Source organism: Peribacillus sp. NPDC096448 (genome assembly GCF_044762675.1).
GTDB classification, from domain to species: domain Bacteria; phylum Bacillota; class Bacilli; order Bacillales; family DSM-1321; genus Peribacillus; species Peribacillus frigoritolerans_B.
The window spans coordinates 446,078-464,616 of record NZ_JBIWEU010000002.1 but is presented as its reverse complement, the minus strand read 5'-3'; the positions used below and the strand labels follow the sequence as shown (position 1 = coordinate 464,616).

The window sequence follows — 18,539 nt, the reverse complement described above, 5'->3', positions numbered from 1 at the left end:
AAAAAGGACTTCCTTTAAAAGAAAGCCCTTAAATATCCTTAAGCTCCAATGGACTGTCGCTGAATATAGCTTCTGCCCTTTGTTACCGATTATCCCAAGCAAATGTAATCTTCTTTTCAGTTCTCCAATAAACGTTCTTGATTAGGATTTCCCTGTACAAGCAAATGGGAAGATGGCATTAGAATTTTATGCTCATGCAAAGCAGTCATCATTTCAAACCTTACGCTTCTCGATGTTTCAAAGTAATCATCAGGTTTCACAAGTCCCACTATGCATAGTTCATATCCAACATATTTTAGATTCGGGTTTAAATCCGTAATGCCTATGTATCTAAAATCCTCTTCAGGTGTACCATCTTCTAGCCGTAGAAGGCTTTCACCATACTTATCATTACAGATAATACATATATCCTCCAACAGCCGTTTTACCTTTTCAGGGTTTTCTTGGTAACTTACTGTAATGCGTTCAATGATTCGCATCCTCCCTTTATTAAAATTTTGAATCGTCCTGATTTCACTGTGTGGGATGGTCAGCAATTTTCCTGACCATTCCCTGATCTGCATGAACCGGATTCCAATTTCCTCAATCGTCCCGGAACTTGTCCCATTAAAGGTCACAAAATTCCCAACCCGGAATTCGTTATCTGACAGCCTTACAAATCCTAATAAGATATCCTTAAGCATTTGCTGAGCCGCAAATCCGATCACGACGCCTAAAATACCAGCTCCAGCTAAAATTCCTTTTAGGTCGATAAACTGTCCGATCAAATATATAAGGAAAAGCCCGGAAATACCGTACCTAAGAGAAGAACGAGTAACCCCCTGTATTGTTTTTTCGACTTCTTCGTCGAAAAAATTGGATCGTTTAAAGAACCATTCAACCAGTTTATTCAAAATGTAATAAACCGCCAATAGCAGTAAAGCCAATATGAAAAGCCTCAATACTAAAAATTCTTCCAAATAATCCATAGCTCGTTCTGTAAATTCCAAGACATTCATGTTCCCACCTCCATTTTCACGTTTATTCAGAATCGATTAAAATCCAGTCATCATCCTTGCCTATTATCCCTTTATCAAGGATTAATCTCGTTTTAAGACGATAGGAAACCCCTCGCTTATATGGCTCCTTCAATATAGGCAGACAAAAGTTGAAAGGAATTTCATTGATTTCCCCTGAATTTATTTCCCTTGAAGACAAAATGGTGCTCGTTTTAAGGATCTCTTCCATTCCCGTAGAATGAGTATCCATGATCAAATCACATTCAATCCTCCTTATTCTTTGCGCAAGAGTACCACCCTTAATCAAAAAATATCCGTTTATGCATTCACCAGATTTATACGTATTTTTCGGAAGGATTAAATCTATTTGTGCAGAACCTATCCCTAAAAGTAACAAAGATTTTCTAAGTATCAAAGAATACACTCCATTTATTTTTATTTGTTTTTCTATTAAAACCACATGTTTATACATTTCCTTAGGGCTACATAATCCGGACTACAAAAAAACCTTTACCATTTTGGTAAAGGTTTACTAAAAGAAAATAGACCTTTACCAATAGGTAAGGTCTGGCTAACAACAATATGCTGCCAACAACACCGAGAGCAAAGAGCTCCGTAATGACGATATTGTTGTAAAAGCTACTCCCCTTTGGAGAATGTATTCAAGTATATAATTTATAATACGGTAGAATTAGAAAGTTTGTCAAACCTTTATATTTATTTTCGGGCTCTACCCGGGAAAATCGAGTTCTTTGTACATATCTGGATATTAAAGAAAATATAATGAATTAACTTGTCCGGTTATTGAAAGAATGAACTGCTAGGTTTTAAAAAGGCCAGTTGGTGGAATAGGAAGGATGTAACAGCTCCTTCTATTTAACAATCGCTGAACGCTCCTTTCAAAAATAATAAAGTGAACAAACTATGAATATTTAATAAAACCTAAAATTATATTTAAAAATTAACAAGTTTTCTCTTTTACTTATGCTGAACATGTTGTAATATAAATGTAACAATCGTAATATTAATTAAATTTTCGTTACATAAGTATCCTATTAGGGATTGGAGAGATAAGATATGAAAAAATTTTTAGGTATGCTATTATCCATTATCATTTTATTTTTCACATTAAGTGGTCAGGTTACCGCAAAAACGACATCACAGAATTTGTCTGACGCAAATGCATTAAAGATAGCCGATAATGCCAGTAAACATTTTTGGAATGCTTTACATGGGTACAAAACCCATTCATGTTCACAAAAAACTTTTAATTATAAAGGGACAGAGTATTCATACCTTTGCCAAGAGTTTAATACAAAAGATAAATTGACTACCTACTTAGCAGAGACATTTACTAATAATGCAGTTGAAAAAGGGCTGACTAAATATAATTACATTACCCATAAAGGGAAATTAGCCCGTCCAGTCGGAGACGGCTATAGCATGTTAGAGTGGAAAAAAGCAAAAATTAAATTGGTCTATCAAAAACTGAACGTTAGGTCATACAATTTAACTGTACCTACAGTCGATGGTGAGTCAGTAAAAAGAACGGTCACCTTTTATAAGGCCGGATCTACTTGGAAAGTCAATCAGTTCGATGCAGTTCAATAAAACATTGGTTTAAATGTAACGCCTCATATGCTGTATAGTTAGTTAAAAACTATATGACATATGAGGTGTTTTTTTTGCTTTCAGACTTGTATCAGCTCACCTTTCACAAAACATTCAAACAAAAAAACACAGCTAGGATGCTGTGCCTTAACGGATTTTTGCCTTGCGGAAACCTTGATAGGAATCGTAGGCAGCAAAAAAAATGGAGATGAGTATAAGACCCCAGTAAATCGAGTCTTTCCATTCATCGATTGAGAAAAGTGTTCTTTGGTATGCAAGGAATTCCTGGTTCAATAAATCAGGATTACTTATGATGATGATGAAAGTCAGAGTGCTCAACAGCTGGTATATTGCATGAAATAAAGCTAATTTCAGGGTCCATCGTCTTAAAAATAATTTATATATCGCTATGAGCACCCCAATGATAACGATGCAAGAAACCAGCAGCCAATAGGAATTCAATACATCTTGATTAAAAGAAGGTGTCACGAAAATGAGACTGCCATTTCTTTTTTCATAGACACCTAAGAGGTTTGCTGCATTGAAATAAAGGGCTGCGAATACAGAAAGGCCTAACAAACTTGCAAAAACCTCAATCATAGGAACCGCTTTTTTCTTTGAAATGTTCGGAATATCTTTTAAGTTTTCCGGTGTCCATGGTTTCAAGTCTTTTGTTAAAGGCGACTGGTCTTTTGAAGTATCCAACCGTTCTACAATGGCAAAAGAAAGCGTTAACCAGAAAAACACTTGGATACCTGTACTGATGATACCTGAAATTCCTTTCCCGATTATTTTTAAAATTGCTTCCATAACCGTATTCCCCGTATCCCGAAACGGATTATCCCCTACTAATGCGATCAGTGAAATGACTGCAGCGATTGGTAAAATCATTTTCAACAGACTGATATACACATCATAATAACGAGGCCCGATCAGATGCATTGGCCGATCGCGATAACCACTAGCCAGTGTAACCGGATCTCCTAATTTTAAAAGTACAGCTTTCACTTCTTGCTCCGTATGATCCTCCGGAAGCATATCTTCGATTGTAGATTGAAGCTCAAGTGCAATATCCGCCCGGTTTTTTTCTGGCAGCCTTCGGGTCACTTCCTGAATATAAAGTTCAATCAGCTCCATCTTCTCCCTCTCCTTTTAATAATATATAAAGCTCTTGAGAAGTTTTTTCCCATTCATCCTTTAACTGAGTGAAGATTTCTCCCCCATAATCACTTAAAGAATAGTACTTGCGCGGTCTACTTTCAGAAGTATCCCAGCTGCTGGTCACCAATTCTTGTTTTTCAAGGCGGCGAAGCAAAGGATATAAAGTACTTTGATCAATGGTAATTCCAGACTTCTCTAAACGCTGGACAAGCGAGTACCCATACTGTGGAGTTTTGAGCTGACTTAGGACAGCTAACGTCAAAGTGCCTCTGCGTAGCTCAGTGGTTAATGAATTCAGTAAAGTGCTCATCCAATCACCCCTTCTCTATACTATGTGACGTACACCATACCTTATACTATGCATCATACACTATTTTAGTTCTTACACCAACATGAAAATGAAAATATATTTTATTTAAAGCATAAAAAAGAGAAGCGGTTTACGCTTCTCTTTTTTCTATTATTCTTACACAAGAATGACCCACAATATCATCGTCGTGATAATCGTGACCACTCCTTGTATTAAGGTTGCCATCGTTTGAGCTTTATAGGCATCCGTCACTTTCATCCCGCTAAATTGGGTGACCACCCAGAAGAAGCTATCATTTACATGGCTTACAGTCATCGCACCAGCTCCAACAGCCATGACTACCAATGCAAGAGGAACAGCCCCTTCAATACCCAAAGTTGGAAGCATGGGGGCAATCAAAGATGAAGTGATGACCAGGGATGCTGTCGAAGAACCCTGGGCCGTTTTCAATCCTGCAGCAATCAGGAACGGAACCAAAAGGAACAAGGAACCGCTAAATACGCTGCCCATTTCCCAACTTTGGATGATATCTGCAATCCCCGTATTTTTAATGACGGTACCAAATGCTCCGCCAGCCCCGGTGATCAATAAAATTGGCGCGGCATCCAATAAGGCTGTTCCTATCCAGTTTGTTAATGTTTCTTCATCATACTTAGGCAGCAATGTCAGAGCTGAAATTACTCCGACGAGCAATGCAATGACCGGTTGGCCCAAGAATACGAAAAATGCGGCGATCCCTCCCTCTGTACCAAAGAGCGTTAATACAGAACTGGCTCCAATCAGCACAATCGGTAAAACGATCGGTAAAAATGATTGAAAGGCAGACGGCATCTTGCCGAATGAACGGACAATTTCATCATAATTGTAATCCAGGTCACTTCGGTCATCTTCAACATCTATCTTGGTCGCTACTTTCATTGACCATATATAACCAGCAAGTGCAGCTGGAATGGCCGTAATGAGACCTATCAAAATGACCGTCCCCAAGTAACCGTCCGCTCCGATATTCCCGGCTGCGGCTATTGGCCCTGGAGTTGGAGGTACAAGTGTATGTGTCGCATACAAACCGGTTGCAAGTGCAACTGACATGGAAGCAACCGCTACTTTAGCGCGTCTTGCCAATGCTTTTCTTAAGCTCGATAAAATAACGAAACCTGAATCGCAAAAAACGGGTATGGATACGATAAAGCCAATCATACTCATGGCAAGCTGCGGTCTTTTAGGACCGACAATCCTTAATACGACTTCGGCCATTCGTAATGCGGCCCCGGCCTTTTCCAAAATGGTTCCGATTATCGTACCGAAAACGATTACCAGTCCAATGCTCGTCATCAGTCCGCCAAAACCGCCGTTGATATTCTCAACGATCTGATCCAGAGGCATTCCAGAAGCAAAACCCACAAATAAAGTTCCTAATAGAAGCGATAAGAACGGATGAAGCTTGAATTTAGTTGTCGCAAAAACAATTAAGAACACGCCGATGGCCAAAACAATAAATAACATAAGATTACCCCCTATTCTTGATTGCTGCCAAAAAAGTCCGCATTACTTGTTCGGCTGAAACTTCCAACAATTCAGCTCCTCTTTCCATAGCTTCCTTTAAAGGCATAGGAGCGTTCACCAAACTATGAACACTAGTTATTCCGTGTTCATATAAAACTTCAATACCTGTTCCGATCGACCCAGTCAAAACAAATACCGGAATACCATGCTTTTTGGCTTCTTGTGCAACTCCCATTGGTGTTTTGCCTGAAGCAGTCTGGCAATCGATTTGTCCCTCACCGGTAAAGACACAATCGGCATCGGACAGTTTTTCACCCAGTTTCGTATACTCCATGACAATATCGATGCCCCTTTTTGTATCTGCACGGAAAAAGGCTTGAAATGCACCTCCAATTCCTCCTGCAGCACCAGCACCTGCTTTATCATGCAAGTGTATGCCAGTTTTTATTTCCACCAAATCAGCCCATGATGATAAAGCTTTATCAAGCATTTCAACCATGTCTGGAGTCGCCCCTTTTTGAGGTCCGAATACACTTGATGCCCCATCTGGGCCGACTAACGGATTTTGGACATCCGAGGCAATTAAAAATTCGGATTCTGCTATTCTCGAATCAAAATCCTCCGTATTAATGTCTGATATCCGCAATAATTCGGCACCTCCGTATCCCAGAGGTTTACCTTCTTCATCAAACACCTTCATTCCCAAAGCCTGGAGCATACCGACACCGCCATCGTTGGTAGCGCTTCCACCAATCGCTAAAATGAACTTTCGACAGCCATCATTCAATGCTTTTTGAATAAGCTCCCCTGTCCCGTATGTAGTAGTGATCAATGGGTTCAACTCAGCTGGATCGACTAGGCATAGACCGGATGCGCTAGCCATTTCAATTACACATGTTTCTTGATCGCCCAAGATTGCATATGCTGCCTGAACATCTTCAAGTAAAGGTCCTTTAACAGTCACATCAACTTTTCGACCATTTGTTGCTGTAACAAGGCTATCCATCGTGCCTTCCCCGCCATCCGCCACTGGAACCAATTCTGTCTTCGCATCCGGCAATGCCTTCCTGACTCCTCGCTCGATTGCTTTTGAAGCATCTGTTGCTGATAAACTTCCTTTATAGGAATCTGGTGCAATAACAATTTTCATGCTCAGTTCCCCTTTGAATATATTTTTATATTAATTTAATTATAATCTTCAGAAATATTTTAATCATCGTTCATTCTAAACGAAAATTAGTATGACATATTTGATTTTTTTAGCTATACTATATAGAAAAAATGATCTTCTGGAAATTTTTATGTTTTTTTCATTTTCCTAAACTGCAAGATAGCTAAAGGCTTAAACTATCGACAATCCCCCTTTACATGAAAAATCATAGCTTGTTTGCATGAAACATGATGACCATTCTGTTAGCACAAACTGGATAACCAAATAAAAAAACTCTAGAAGGATGACTTGAATGCTGACCCATGAAATTGCAATGGAAATTGTCAAACAAACCACCAATAGACTTAACAGAAATATTAATATTATGGATGATAAAGGAATCATCATCGCTTCCGGAAATCATGAACGCATCGATCAATTGCATTTAGGAGCAATCGAAGTTCTGAAAACGGGAAAGCCTTTAATCATTCACGAAAATGATCATCATCAATGGGTCGATGTTCTTCCTGGAATTAATTTGCCTATTAATTTTCAAAATGTAATTATAGGCGTCATCGGGATCACCGGAGATCCGACTGAACTTTTGGAATTCGGCGAATTGGTGAAAATGATAACGGAAATGATGCTTCATCAAGCTTTTATGGCGGAACAACTCGAATGGAAACAACACTTGAAAGAATTGGTATTTGAAGACTTATTAAAGGAAGATATCGATCAGCATTCGATTGATCAGAGACTTGAACGGATTGGAATGAAATTAGAACCTCCCTATCAAGTGGGGGTGATGGAAATGAAATTAAATCCGTTAAATAAGAATGAACTGATTCAAATGACTGAATCTGTTTTTGGTATACAACAAGCCCTTGTTGGGTTCCTGAATGTGAATCGGGTTTTCATCCTCACTACGGCGCTTAGCGGAAATAACATTGACAAAAGGCTGGCTACAGCCATCAAGCGATTAAAAGCAAAAGGCTTTGTTATACGAATCGGTTTGGGCTCTATTGTTATTAAGGAATCATACATAGTCCACTCTTTCCGCGAAGCTGAAACAGCACTTTTACTAGGTGAAGCCCATCTAGCTTTAACAAGATATACTGATGTGGAAACAAAAGCTCTGTTGGAAAGGATAGATGAACGGACGAAACAGCAATTTCAGGAAAGGATTATAGGAAGCTTATCCGAAAAGTTGATTGAGACACTGCAACAATTTTTCCTTAGTAACTTAAATATCGGGGAATGTGCAAAAAGAATGTATATCCATCGTAATTCCCTTATATACCGATTAAAAAAAATCAAGGAAATTACCGGATATAATCCACAGATGCTGCAAGATGCCATAACCTTACAGTTAGCCATTTGGGTATGCCAATCGAAAAGGGGAAATTGAAAGATATTGTATTTAGTTCTATCCCTATTTAAGCCTTGCAATGGAATTCTGTATAATTGATCGAATTACCGAGTAGATTAAAAATACATGATTTTTTTGCATATCAGGAGGGATTGAATGAGTGGCATCGCAAATCTTTTAATTATCCTTGGATTTACCGTTATTTTCATTATTATCATCGTTTTGGCTTTACTATTACTTTATATGATTTTCTTTGATCGCATGCAGAAGCACCATGCAATTTTAAGGAATTACCCCGTGCTTGGGAGAATACGATACTTTCTGGAAAAAATCGGACCTGAGATGCGGCAATATTGGTTTAACAGTGATAACGAAGGAAAACCCTTTTCCCGCGATGACTATGAACATATGGTGAAAAGTTCAAAATATTTACGGGATGTAATAGGTTTTGGCTCAAAACGAGATTTTGATGAGGAAGGCTTCTTTGTTAAAAATAGCATGTTTCCAAAATTGGCCGAAGAAGAAAAATATGATCGTGAAACTAAAGTGACGACGAAAAGATACATTCTATTGAAAGACCCGCTTTTCTCACAACGGGAAGAAAAATGGGAAGATGAAGTATCCTCTGCATTCTTATTGGATGATGAAGATGCCGTAATCATCGGCCCTAACACTAAGAATCCCTTTCGACTAAAAGGTCTTATCGGCATGTCCGCCATGAGTTATGGCTCATTGGGGAAGAATGCAATCACTGCGCTTTCTGAGGGATTGGCTGCAGCAAAAGGCACCTGGATGAATACAGGTGAAGGCGGACTATCCCCTTATCATTTAATCGGCGGTGTCGATATAATCATGCAAATCGGTCCAGCCATGTTTGGAGTTCGTGACAGTTTCGGCGAAATGGATTGGGATGAGTTAAAAAGAAAAAGTGAAATACCCGAAATCAAAGCATTTGAAATTAAATTGGCTCAAGGTGCCAAAACTCGCGGAGGGCATATCGATGCTGAAAAAGTGAATCCGGAAATCGCTGAAATCCGTAAGGTCACTCCGTACAAAGCGATTGATAGTCCGAATCGGTTTTATCAATACAATGATGTAAAATCCATGTGCGATTTTATCGAAAAAATCAGGGAACATACAGGAATTCCGGTCGGTATCAAAATGGTCATCGGCGGCACTGACAGTGTTGAAGAGCTTGCTAGCTACATGAAAGAAACCGGGAAAGGTCCGGATTTCATTTCATTGGATGGCGGTGAAGGCGGCACGGGTGCTTCATATCAGGAATTGATCGATAGCGTAGGGTTGCCGATAAAATCCGCTTTGCCGATTTTAGTATCGACACTGGAAAAATACGGTGTCCGCAATCGGGTTAAAATCATTGCCTCCGGTAAATTGTTCACGCCTGATAGAATTGCGATAGCTCTTGCCATGGGAGCGGACCTCGTTAACATAGCTCGAGGTTTCATGATAGCGATAGGATGTATACAGACGATGAAATGCCATTCCAATGCTTGTCCTGTCGGGGTAGCCACCACTGATCCGGAATTGCAAAAAGCACTTGTCATCGATGAAAAGAAATACCGGGTGGTTAACTTTCTTGTTACCCTTAGAAAAGGATTATTTCGAATCTCAGCCGCTGCTGGTTTAGATTCGCCTATCCATTTTCAACCTAAGCACATTAGCTATAAGGACGATAAAGGAATTGTCACATCCCTTGAAGACATTATGAAAGAAGTTAATGGACAAATAGGATCCAGGCAATGAAAAAACCACCGCCAAAGTATGATGGGCGGTGGTTTTTTCTTTTTCAATCAATGAAGCCATTATAATCTGCCAAAATGTATCAGGCATGTTAACGAATATCCCCCTGCCTCCCCTTCCACATTAGCTTTCCATAGCGATAATAAACATAAGCGGCAATAATATAAGCGGCTTTAGCCAAAATTCGGGATTATTCAAAATATCAGATGGATTGATAATACCATTTGCCATCACGTTTAAACTTTCTGCATTGGTCATTCAAAAGAAGGTATTCGAGGTGTGCCAATGTTTCACCAACAGCAAATCTGGTTTCGTGAATGGACAGATTTCCAAATAAGATCTGGCAAGCAATTTTTACAGAAATCGGCTCTTTCATGTTTTCATGAATTAAATGCAACCGGTCTTGATGATGATCCAACAATTCAACAATTCTTTTATTGGCATTTTGAAACGGTTTCCCATGTGAAGGGATGACATATTCAACGTCCAGCTTTTTTATTTTTTTCAAAGAATTAAAAAACTCTTCCAATGGGTTGCTGAAACCTTTAAACCAATAAGAAATATTTGGAGATATCCTGGGCAATATATGATCTGTCGAGAAAAGAACGCTTTTTTTCTTATTATATAAGGAAACCAGGCCATCAGAATGACCCGGAGTGAAAATCACTTCATACTCATATTTGCCAAAATGAAGCTTCATTCCTTCTTCAAGATGATGATTTACAGTAGGATAGGGTTTTACTTGTGGCATGAATCCGCTTTCGTCACTGGATAAGGCCACGGCGACATCTTCTTCCATACCACATGCCTTGTAATTTTCTTTAAGCAAATTCAGCGAATCGGCTTCCCAATACGTAGTTCCCGCATTTTCATCCACTTCTGTCATCCATACATCCGCATTGGTCAATTGTTGTAATGTCCCTGCATACCGAAATGATCTGGGTGATAATGTGAGATGATAATATCGGTAATATCGTGTTTTTCGATAATTGGGTTCCATAAATCCCTTGTCGTTTTGTTATTTAATCCCGCATCAATGATAGTCCATCCTTTTTCACCTTCCGCTAAGAAACAATGGACATGGTCCAACCTAAAAGGCAATGGAACGGTAATTTGAGTAACTTTCAATTCATTCAGCAAGTATAACTTCCCCTTCCGATGTAGCTACATTTACATGAACCAAAAATCGAAATTGCTAAAAACAAAACATTTAAGTTTATTAAATAAGGATATATCATTATCAATTCGACGAATTCTTTCAAGTTCCTTTAATCATTATCCAGAGCCATTCGATTAAAGTCCAGAAGCCATAGCCTAGGGGCAATGATTTAATTCATGAATTAAAAAAACCGCCATTAAAATTAATGGCGGCACCTCGATTTACATATCTTCCTCGCTTGTTTGAACAAGGATAAAAAGAAAATGATAAATTAAATGAAAAGCTTCTTCCAATGACATGTCTTCTCGAAACCCTTTAATGTTATCCAAGGCAAAATTCACATCCCATAGCCCTTCGCCCTGGTTAAACATTAAACTGAACGACCCAATTCCTTCTTGAAGTTCCTTGGTTAAATAAGATTTTAACACTTCTCCCATTTTTTTCTGGAATTTCAATCCAAACATCGCGTTATATGTACCGAAAACATCATCGACTTCTAACGAAAGTGCCTCAACACCAATTAATTCGAACCATTGTGATTCAAAGTAAAGGAATTCATCTTTGTTATTTTTCAAATACTCGATCGGTTGTGATAAAAATGCAGAGTTTTCTTCAGAGATTAATTCTTCGCTCTCTTTATTACTTCGCTCCATATAAGCATCTGTAAAACGGGATGCATTTTCTTTTTCCACTATAATGATATCTTCGGCGATTAATTTATGCTTTTCTACATAATCCTTTTCTACTTTAAACAACTCAACCTTTTTTTCGATAACGGATTTCGATATGTATGATTCCATTTGTTTTTTTAGCATGATATGTCCTCCTAGTATCTTTTCAAGCTCTCGCAATTTCAATCATAGCATATTCAGTATAGATAAAATAACTTTGTGAAAAAAATTACAATATCAGTTATAGCAATCATTTCGTGTCTTCGATATAGTAGTGGTAAGCGTTTATACATATGAGAGAAATGAGATGTTGAATAATGCAAAAAATCATTGTAGTTGGTGCAGGGATTTTGGGAGCTTCCACTGCCTATCAGTTGGCTAAAAAAGGGGTTGAAGTGATCATTATTGACCGACAAGATATCGGTCAGGCAACATCTGCAGCTGCAGGAATCGTTTGCCCGTGGATATCGCAAAGGCGCAACCAAGCTTGGTATCTCCTTGCCAAAAATGGTGCGGCTTTTTATCCCGGTTTAATTGAAGAACTTGAACGGGACGGGGAAACCGAGACTGGTTATGCCCAAGTCGGGGCCATAAGTCTACATACAGATGAAGCTAAACTTAATGTCATGAAGAACCGGGCGGCAAAACGGAAAGAAGATGCACCGGAGATGGGGGCTATCACATTACTTTCCGCAGAGGAAACACGTGCCTATTTCCCGCCTCTTTCCAGTGAATTTGCAGCCGTTCATGTGAGTGGTGCCGCGCGGGTCGATGGACGCGCACTACGTGATTCCTTATTGAGGGCATCGCAAAAATACGGTGCAAAAATTAAGTATGGAGAGGCTATACTTACATATAACGGTACTCAAGTGACTGGTGTAACACTTGGAGATGATTTCATTCCTGCTGATAAGGTGATTGTTTGTGCTGGCGCTTGGGCACCGGAATTACTGAAACCACTGGGCCTGAATTTTCAAGTCACCTTCCAAAAGGCTCAAATCATTCATCTGGAAATGCCAAACGAAAATACGAATAACTGGCCTGTAGTCATGCCTCCAAGTGATCAATATCTTTTGGCTTTTGATAATAATAAAATCGTTGCGGGAGCGACTCATGAAAATACGGAAGTTTTCGATAACCGAATGACCGCAGGAGGGATGCAGGAAGTTTTCAACAAAGCCTTGCAAACCGCCCCTGGTTTGACAGATAGTACGTTTGTTGAAGCGAGGGTCGGATTTCGGCCATTCACGCCGGGATTCCTTCCGGTCATGGGACCTTTACCAGGCTGGGGAGGCATAATCGTAGCCAATGGCCTTGGGGCTTCTGGTTTAACAATGGGCCCATATATAGGCTCACTATTGGCAAACCTCGCACTTGACAGAAAAATTGAGATCGATATCGAAAATTATGATATAAGAGGTGCGCTATATACCTAACTTCCCATTACCTCTTGCTGAATGAACTTCGACTGATCTGAAAATTACCAGGTCAGTTTTTTCAAATGTTCCTTAATAAAAAATCAAGGACCTTTAATCGGTCCTTGATTTATAAATTGTTTTTTCGAACAGATTTATTAATTAATTCCGCAAATATCTATGTACCATTGAACAATATATGCATACGCATCAAACATCGTTGTTAAAGTATGATTTTTCTCTAAGGAAATTACTGGAGCCACATATAACCATATCATTATCCCAAACTTGACTGTTGTTGGTTCAGTTACTTTAATCTCAATGAATAAAGTAATCTGTTCTTTGAAATGAAAAAAATAAGAATCCTCCATTTCAAAATTATTTCATCTATTTATTAATATCAGGTTCACTTACTTCTTCATAAATAACCTTTAACTCTTCAATAGTGAGTGATTTTAAAAATTCCTCTAATTCATCCATGTTAATGCCTCCTATGATTAAGAACATTCGTTCTTATTATAATCACCAAAATATCACTAGTAAATAGTTAATTTCACTTTTAACACTAATAGATGAATTATAGAATTCTATACTATATAAGTTTCATGGAGCAAACAGCCTTCCTCTTTATCCTAGGGTCATTTCCTTAGAAAAATAGTGCTGTAACATCATTTTCATTTGCTTTTTATTTGTTTCAAACTGCTTATGACGATGACCATTTCCTCCGGATGGATGTGGAAATCCTAGAAGTATCTTATTGGCGTCCAAATAATCTTGACCCGCTAAATAGTTCAAGACCTTCGAAACATTAACGCCTAAAGGAATAATAAGTGGGCGTTCAATGGTACCTATTTCGGTAGCAAAGCCTTCCATTATATTTTTTTTAAGCAACTCGGTCTTTAAAATGTTCGGAGTTGTTCCACTATAGTTTTTTCCGTTATAAAAAACTGGATAGGTTAAAACAGAGGTAGTATGAACGAGGTGACTTGCTTCGTTAAAAAGATCCAGTGAGGATGATATGTTTAAGTATGTGTGTAATCCAAGCTCATCCAACATTAGAACCAAATTTTTTCTCATCGTTCCTTCAAAACTGGAATTCTTTTTTACTTCGTGCAGAATCTCTTCATCGTTATGTATGTGCCCTCTTGCATTAATTACGGTAGAATAAGATTTTTTCATTTGATGTAAACCAGGAGTTATTCCGACAATTACCACTTTGGCCTGTTCATTTACATATTCAAAAGGTGCGTAGTAGATTTCGATTTTTTTCTTTTCGTCTCTTTCAAGCAAAAATTGTTCGCTCTGTATCATTTCATCTGTATAGGCAGCAGGTAAAGCATTGATTAAGTTCTTAAATTGCGTAAAATTAGAAAAATTAGCGATCCCCATAAAATACTATCCCCTCTTTCTTCTTTGGCCATATCAGTATATCAGAAATTCAGATTTGCCACCGAACATAGGGGCAATATGAATCTTGTTGAAGCCATAAGTAAAACTTAGCCCTCTCAAAAAAAAGATAAATTGCTTTCCAACCCTTGGATTGAAAAGAATTTATCTTAAAAATGGTATTTGGGGATGAAAAAAATGTTTGGGTTTACAAAATGAAATTATTGATTGAATCTTCCGCGCTGGCGAAGTAATTCACGGTTCAGGTTCGGATCTTTTTCAAATGCAGCGCGGCCGTGAAGCCAGAATATGTTGTTGACAACAACTAAATCTCCAACAGGCAATTCAAGTTCAAGTACACTATCATCGCTTTCTAATGAATTGGATAAATCACGCAAGTATTTGGCTTGTTCGATTGATTCAGGATAGACAAATTGATCGATAAAACATACACCAGGTTGGTTATTATGATTGAAGAAAGTCAATCTTTCAATTTCCTGATCAACGTTCTTGCTTTTTGGAGCTTTATACGTAAATTTGTGGCTGGATAATGGATGATTTACATACATATCAAGCTCTTTCCAATCGTCTAAATGCAATAAACGTGATTCGCCACCGCGTGCATTTTGTTCGATCATCTTCATCATCAGTAACCAGTCCGTTGGTTCATCTACAAAGGTGCCGTCCGTATGAAGTGTAAATAAACGATAAGCCTGACGCAAATATGAATCACTGCTATCCGTGTCTTGAACACTAAAGCGGGCATAATATTTCCCTGACATGGAATCATGGTTCGGAGTGCCCAGCAAGTATGAAATGGCCGTTGCAAAAATGACATATTCATCTGTATTCTCCGTGACACCCTCCAAGCCAAGGGTGAAGCCGCCGGATTCCCGATCATGAACGATGTTACGAAGCAATTCACCAAAGTCTTCCCCCACTTGATCCAAAAGATATGAAGCAATGATGATTCGTGCATATGGCGTATATTCCAGATGTTGAACAGACTGATTATCCTTGGATACCGTTTCTAAAAAAGCGGCAATCGCCTCTTTTGAAATTTCAATATGGTATAAACGGCTGGATTGAGGGTGAACTTTCACCTCGTATTTTTCTGTTTTCCTTTCAAACTTCGCTCTCTTTTTTTCTGCAATGTTCATGAATGATTCCTCCTGTTATTTGTAATATAGGTGACAAAGTTAACGGGAAATATAAAAAGCCAGTCGCACATGATCCCCAAATAAAATAGGAATTCAACATGTACAACTGGCTTATATTCACTTCACTGCTCTATGCAAATAGAGTCACAGCGAATATGCAGTTTATGTATGATTTATTTTTCCTGTTACCAATCATTTAGATCTTTACACGATTCTGAAAAGGTATTTTTCAAAAGGTGTTAATGTCATAATATTGGCTTAATTACATTAAAACGTTTTTTCGTAAAAATGTCAACACCTTTTACAAATTATTCTGATAAATCATATTACTAACTTGATAGTTTCGTTTTTTCTCCTGCTTTAATTTGCTGAAAATGGAGATCCAGGTCTTTCAAGGCAGCAATCAATGCATTAGCCGCTTTCCCCCGATAATAAGATGTAATCGATTCTATCGCCTCATCAACTCCATCATTTAAACTGATTCCTTTTAATAAACGCCCGATAAATTCCCGGCCATGCTCTGTTGCCAGTGTACAAGAAGCCTCCAGGACAACCCCATATTTAGCATCGACTTCTGCAGTGATGGTCAATGTTTCAAAGACGCTTTTCGCTGCCATCCCTTGAGGTAAACGTGCATGACCTGCAATAAAAATTGTTTTACCATTGAACATGAAGCCTCTTCCTCTCTATAACGAATTTTATTTTGTCAATACAGCTTCCAATAAGTGTGATTGTTCCGGAATGCGGTTAACAACCTCTTTTCCAATTTCAATTGATGCTGTTGCAGCAGGTGAAGGTGCATTACATACATGAATGGTCCGTTTCCCCATTATAATATGAAAATCATCCACCATATTACCATCATCCTGTAATGCCTGTGCCCGGACTCCAGCAGGTGCAGGGATTAAATCATCTTCTTGAATTTCCGGAATTAACTCCTGCAGGCTTTTCGTAAATTGCTTTTTACTAAAAGAACGGACATATTCATCCATCCCTTCCTTCATGAATTTACTAGCCAGCTTCCAAAAACCTTTATAGCTTAAAACTTCAGTTAAATCTTTCGCATTGAAGTCGGTTTTTTTGTAACCTTCCCGTTTGAAACTTAGTACTGCATTTGGACCGGCATCTACCTCCCCGCTTATCATCCGCGTGAAATGAACACCTAAAAATGGGAATTTCGGGTTAGGTACCGGATAGATCAAATGGTTGACAAGGAAGCGCTTTTCGGGCTTCAATTTAAAATACTCGCCGCGAAACGGGACAATTTTCATATCAGTTTTATACCCCGCAGCAGCTGCGATACGGTCACTGTGCAACCCTGCGCAATTAATGACCATCCTTGCCTTTAAGGTACCATTGTTCGTGTCGATGATGACATCATCAAAGTCCTCATCAATCTTCTCAACCTTTGTATTCAGCTTGATTTCACCGCCGTAGCCTCGGATGATATCCGCCATCTTTTCACTTACCTGACGATAATTGACGATGCCAGCCTGCGGGACACGAATCGCTCCAAGTCCATTAACATGTGGTTCAATTTCCTTTAACTCTTCCACACCGATTCTTTGTATAGCTAGCTCATTTTGCAAACCGCGTGAATATAAATCATCTAGAAGGGGCAACTCTTCTGGCTTTGTTGCAACAATGACCTTGCCGCAAATATCATGTTCAATTCCATGCACCCGGCAGAATTCCGTCATTGATTTGCTTCCTTGGCGGGCAAACCGTGCTTTGAAACTGCCTGGTTTATAATAAATTCCTGAATGGATGACGCCGCTGTTATGCCCCGTTTGATGATTTGCCACAACAGCCTCTTTTTCAATGACTACCACTTTAGCATTAGGAAAACGCTGATAAAGTGCCATTCCCGTCGATAAACCTACAATTCCCCCACCAACAATTGCGAAATCATACACAATTAACACTCCTTTTATTGATGATTTTTATTATTCAGCAACTCCATATACGTAATTAAATTGTTTTTAGTCCGTAAGATGTGAAATTCTACTGCTGCCCTTAATTCTGCAGGATCTCCTCTTAGTGCCGCTTCATATATCATCCGGTGTTCCCGTTGCGTTTCTGGGTAATAATCAATCAGCAAATTTGGCGCAATGGGTGAGATACCCAATGTTTCTACCATTTTATGAACTCTTGGCCATGGGCACCCTTTTCGGAGGGTTTCATGAAAAGCCGAATTTAAAAGGATATAATGCTCATTGGTTTCATCAGATAACTGTATTCCTTCCATTTCAATCAAAATACCCTTTAATTTTTCTTTATCCTCCTTTGTTAAATAAGGAAGCGATTTTTCTACTGCAAGGCCTTCAAGCAGAGACCTGGTATGATAAATTTCTTCAATATCATCCCGGGTAATCGGTGTGACGATTGCTCCTTTATGAGGAACCATCTCCACCAACCCCTCCATTTGAAGTTGTGTAAGTGCTTCACGAATGGGCATTCTGCTTACTTCCAGTCGATCTGCCCACTCCTCTTGGATGAGTCGCTCCCCCTTTTTCAACGTCCCATTCAAAATCGCTTTCCTAAGGCTTTTCGTTACATTTTTAACGATTGTAGATTTATCTCTTTTAGAATTAGCATTATCCAATCCAGCGTCCACCTTTCGATATTGGATACAATTTAAACTATATCAACTTCATAAAGCGATTACAATACTGAAAATTAAATAAATTGTATCCAATTTAAAAAACACTGGATACAATACGTAAGGTAAACATCTACTTCATTTTGGACCGCACGTTTATATTTAACTATTTAAACTACTTTGTATTTCTTTCAATGACCATTAAATTCAAAATTCCAAACAATCTGTTCAACTTTTTTGAATACGGTATCATCATTGCTATATCCAAATGTATACAAATAAG

18 protein-coding genes are annotated in these 18,539 nt (G+C 38.6%); 4 read left to right on the top strand and 14 right to left on the bottom strand.

Features of this window, described 5'->3' with window-relative positions:
* Window positions 1-116 precede the first annotated feature (116 nt).
* Together ACIQ0C_RS06045 and ACIQ0C_RS06040 are read right to left on the bottom strand one after the other, a co-directional pair.
* Window positions 117-998: a mechanosensitive ion channel family protein gene (locus ACIQ0C_RS06045; RefSeq protein ID WP_403058021.1), complete on the bottom strand. Its 882-nt coding sequence runs from the start codon at window positions 996-998 to the stop codon at window positions 117-119.
* Window positions 999-1,020: 22 nt separating this feature from the next.
* A complete protein-coding gene (locus tag ACIQ0C_RS06040; RefSeq protein WP_403058018.1) occupies window positions 1,021-1,413 on the bottom strand; it encodes a sporulation protein in 393 nt (130 codons plus the stop codon).
* A gap of 662 nt (window positions 1,414-2,075) precedes the next feature.
* On the opposite strand from ACIQ0C_RS06040, the gene ACIQ0C_RS06035 reads away from it, so the two are divergent.
* Entirely contained in the window at window positions 2,076-2,609 is a 534-nt protein-coding gene (locus ACIQ0C_RS06035) for an IseA DL-endopeptidase inhibitor family protein (RefSeq protein WP_402842111.1), read from the top strand.
* 147 nt (window positions 2,610-2,756) lie between these two features.
* Here the strand turns inward: ACIQ0C_RS06035 and ACIQ0C_RS06030 are convergent, their stop codons facing one another.
* From ACIQ0C_RS06030 to ACIQ0C_RS06015, 4 genes are all read right to left on the bottom strand, one after another.
* A complete protein-coding gene (locus ACIQ0C_RS06030) occupies window positions 2,757-3,746 on the bottom strand; it encodes an HAAS signaling domain-containing protein (RefSeq protein WP_402842114.1) in 990 nt (329 codons plus the stop codon).
* On the bottom strand, window positions 3,733-4,080 hold the full coding sequence (locus ACIQ0C_RS06025; protein ID WP_403058015.1) for a PadR family transcriptional regulator: 348 nt from the start codon (window positions 4,078-4,080) through the stop codon (window positions 3,733-3,735). The genes ACIQ0C_RS06030 and ACIQ0C_RS06025 overlap by 14 nt, the downstream gene beginning before the upstream one ends.
* 156 nt (window positions 4,081-4,236) lie before the next feature.
* Window positions 4,237-5,583, bottom strand: a complete 1,347-nt coding sequence (locus tag ACIQ0C_RS06020) for a GntP family permease (protein ID WP_403058012.1) — start codon at window positions 5,581-5,583, stop codon at window positions 4,237-4,239.
* Window positions 5,584-5,587: 4 nt separating this feature from the next.
* Window positions 5,588-6,733 (bottom strand): glycerate kinase, encoded by a 1,146-nt coding sequence (locus ACIQ0C_RS06015; protein ID WP_402842117.1) that lies wholly within the window; start codon window positions 6,731-6,733, stop codon window positions 5,588-5,590.
* A gap of 313 nt (window positions 6,734-7,046) precedes the next feature.
* On the opposite strand from ACIQ0C_RS06015, the gene ACIQ0C_RS06010 reads away from it, so the two are divergent.
* Window positions 7,047-8,141: a CdaR family transcriptional regulator gene (locus ACIQ0C_RS06010; protein WP_403058009.1), complete on the top strand. Its 1,095-nt coding sequence runs from the start codon at window positions 7,047-7,049 to the stop codon at window positions 8,139-8,141.
* Between the two features lie 117 nt (window positions 8,142-8,258).
* Window positions 8,259-9,866: an FMN-binding glutamate synthase family protein gene (locus ACIQ0C_RS06005; RefSeq protein WP_402842123.1), complete on the top strand. Its 1,608-nt coding sequence runs from the start codon at window positions 8,259-8,261 to the stop codon at window positions 9,864-9,866.
* A gap of 199 nt (window positions 9,867-10,065) precedes the next feature.
* Here the strand turns inward: ACIQ0C_RS06005 and ACIQ0C_RS06000 are convergent, their stop codons facing one another.
* From ACIQ0C_RS06000 to ACIQ0C_RS05990, 3 genes are all read right to left on the bottom strand, one after another.
* Window positions 10,066-10,749, bottom strand: a complete 684-nt coding sequence (locus ACIQ0C_RS06000; RefSeq protein ID WP_403058006.1) for an MBL fold metallo-hydrolase — start codon at window positions 10,747-10,749, stop codon at window positions 10,066-10,068.
* Window positions 10,750-10,766: 17 nt separating this feature from the next.
* Complete coding sequence (locus tag ACIQ0C_RS05995) at window positions 10,767-11,003, bottom strand: MBL fold metallo-hydrolase (protein ID WP_403058003.1); 237 nt, start codon at window positions 11,001-11,003, stop codon at window positions 10,767-10,769.
* 240 nt (window positions 11,004-11,243) lie between these two features.
* Window positions 11,244-11,837 carry a branched-chain amino acid aminotransferase gene (locus ACIQ0C_RS05990; RefSeq protein WP_403058000.1) on the bottom strand — a complete coding sequence of 198 codons (594 nt, stop codon included), beginning with the start codon at window positions 11,835-11,837 and terminating at the stop codon, window positions 11,244-11,246.
* 173 nt (window positions 11,838-12,010) lie between these two features.
* On the opposite strand from ACIQ0C_RS05990, the gene ACIQ0C_RS05985 reads away from it, so the two are divergent.
* Window positions 12,011-13,129, top strand: a complete 1,119-nt coding sequence (locus ACIQ0C_RS05985; protein WP_403057997.1) for an NAD(P)/FAD-dependent oxidoreductase — start codon at window positions 12,011-12,013, stop codon at window positions 13,127-13,129.
* Window positions 13,130-13,735: 606 nt separating this feature from the next.
* Here the strand turns inward: ACIQ0C_RS05985 and ACIQ0C_RS05980 are convergent.
* From ACIQ0C_RS05980 to ACIQ0C_RS05960, 5 genes are all read right to left on the bottom strand, one after another.
* Window positions 13,736-14,497, bottom strand: a complete 762-nt coding sequence (locus ACIQ0C_RS05980; RefSeq protein WP_403057994.1) for a uracil-DNA glycosylase family protein — start codon at window positions 14,495-14,497, stop codon at window positions 13,736-13,738.
* A gap of 218 nt (window positions 14,498-14,715) precedes the next feature.
* On the bottom strand, window positions 14,716-15,654 hold the full coding sequence (glaH, locus tag ACIQ0C_RS05975; protein ID WP_403057991.1) for a glutarate dioxygenase GlaH: 939 nt from the start codon (window positions 15,652-15,654) through the stop codon (window positions 14,716-14,718).
* A 329-nt stretch (window positions 15,655-15,983) separates the two neighbouring features.
* Window positions 15,984-16,325 (bottom strand): DUF3870 domain-containing protein, encoded by a 342-nt coding sequence (locus tag ACIQ0C_RS05970; protein ID WP_403057988.1) that lies wholly within the window; start codon window positions 16,323-16,325, stop codon window positions 15,984-15,986.
* A 27-nt stretch (window positions 16,326-16,352) separates the two neighbouring features.
* On the bottom strand, window positions 16,353-17,570 hold the full coding sequence (lhgO, locus tag ACIQ0C_RS05965; RefSeq protein ID WP_403057985.1) for an L-2-hydroxyglutarate oxidase: 1,218 nt from the start codon (window positions 17,568-17,570) through the stop codon (window positions 16,353-16,355).
* A 14-nt stretch (window positions 17,571-17,584) separates the two neighbouring features.
* Window positions 17,585-18,259: a GntR family transcriptional regulator gene (locus ACIQ0C_RS05960; protein ID WP_403057982.1), complete on the bottom strand. Its 675-nt coding sequence runs from the start codon at window positions 18,257-18,259 to the stop codon at window positions 17,585-17,587.
* Window positions 18,260-18,539 lie beyond the last annotated feature (280 nt).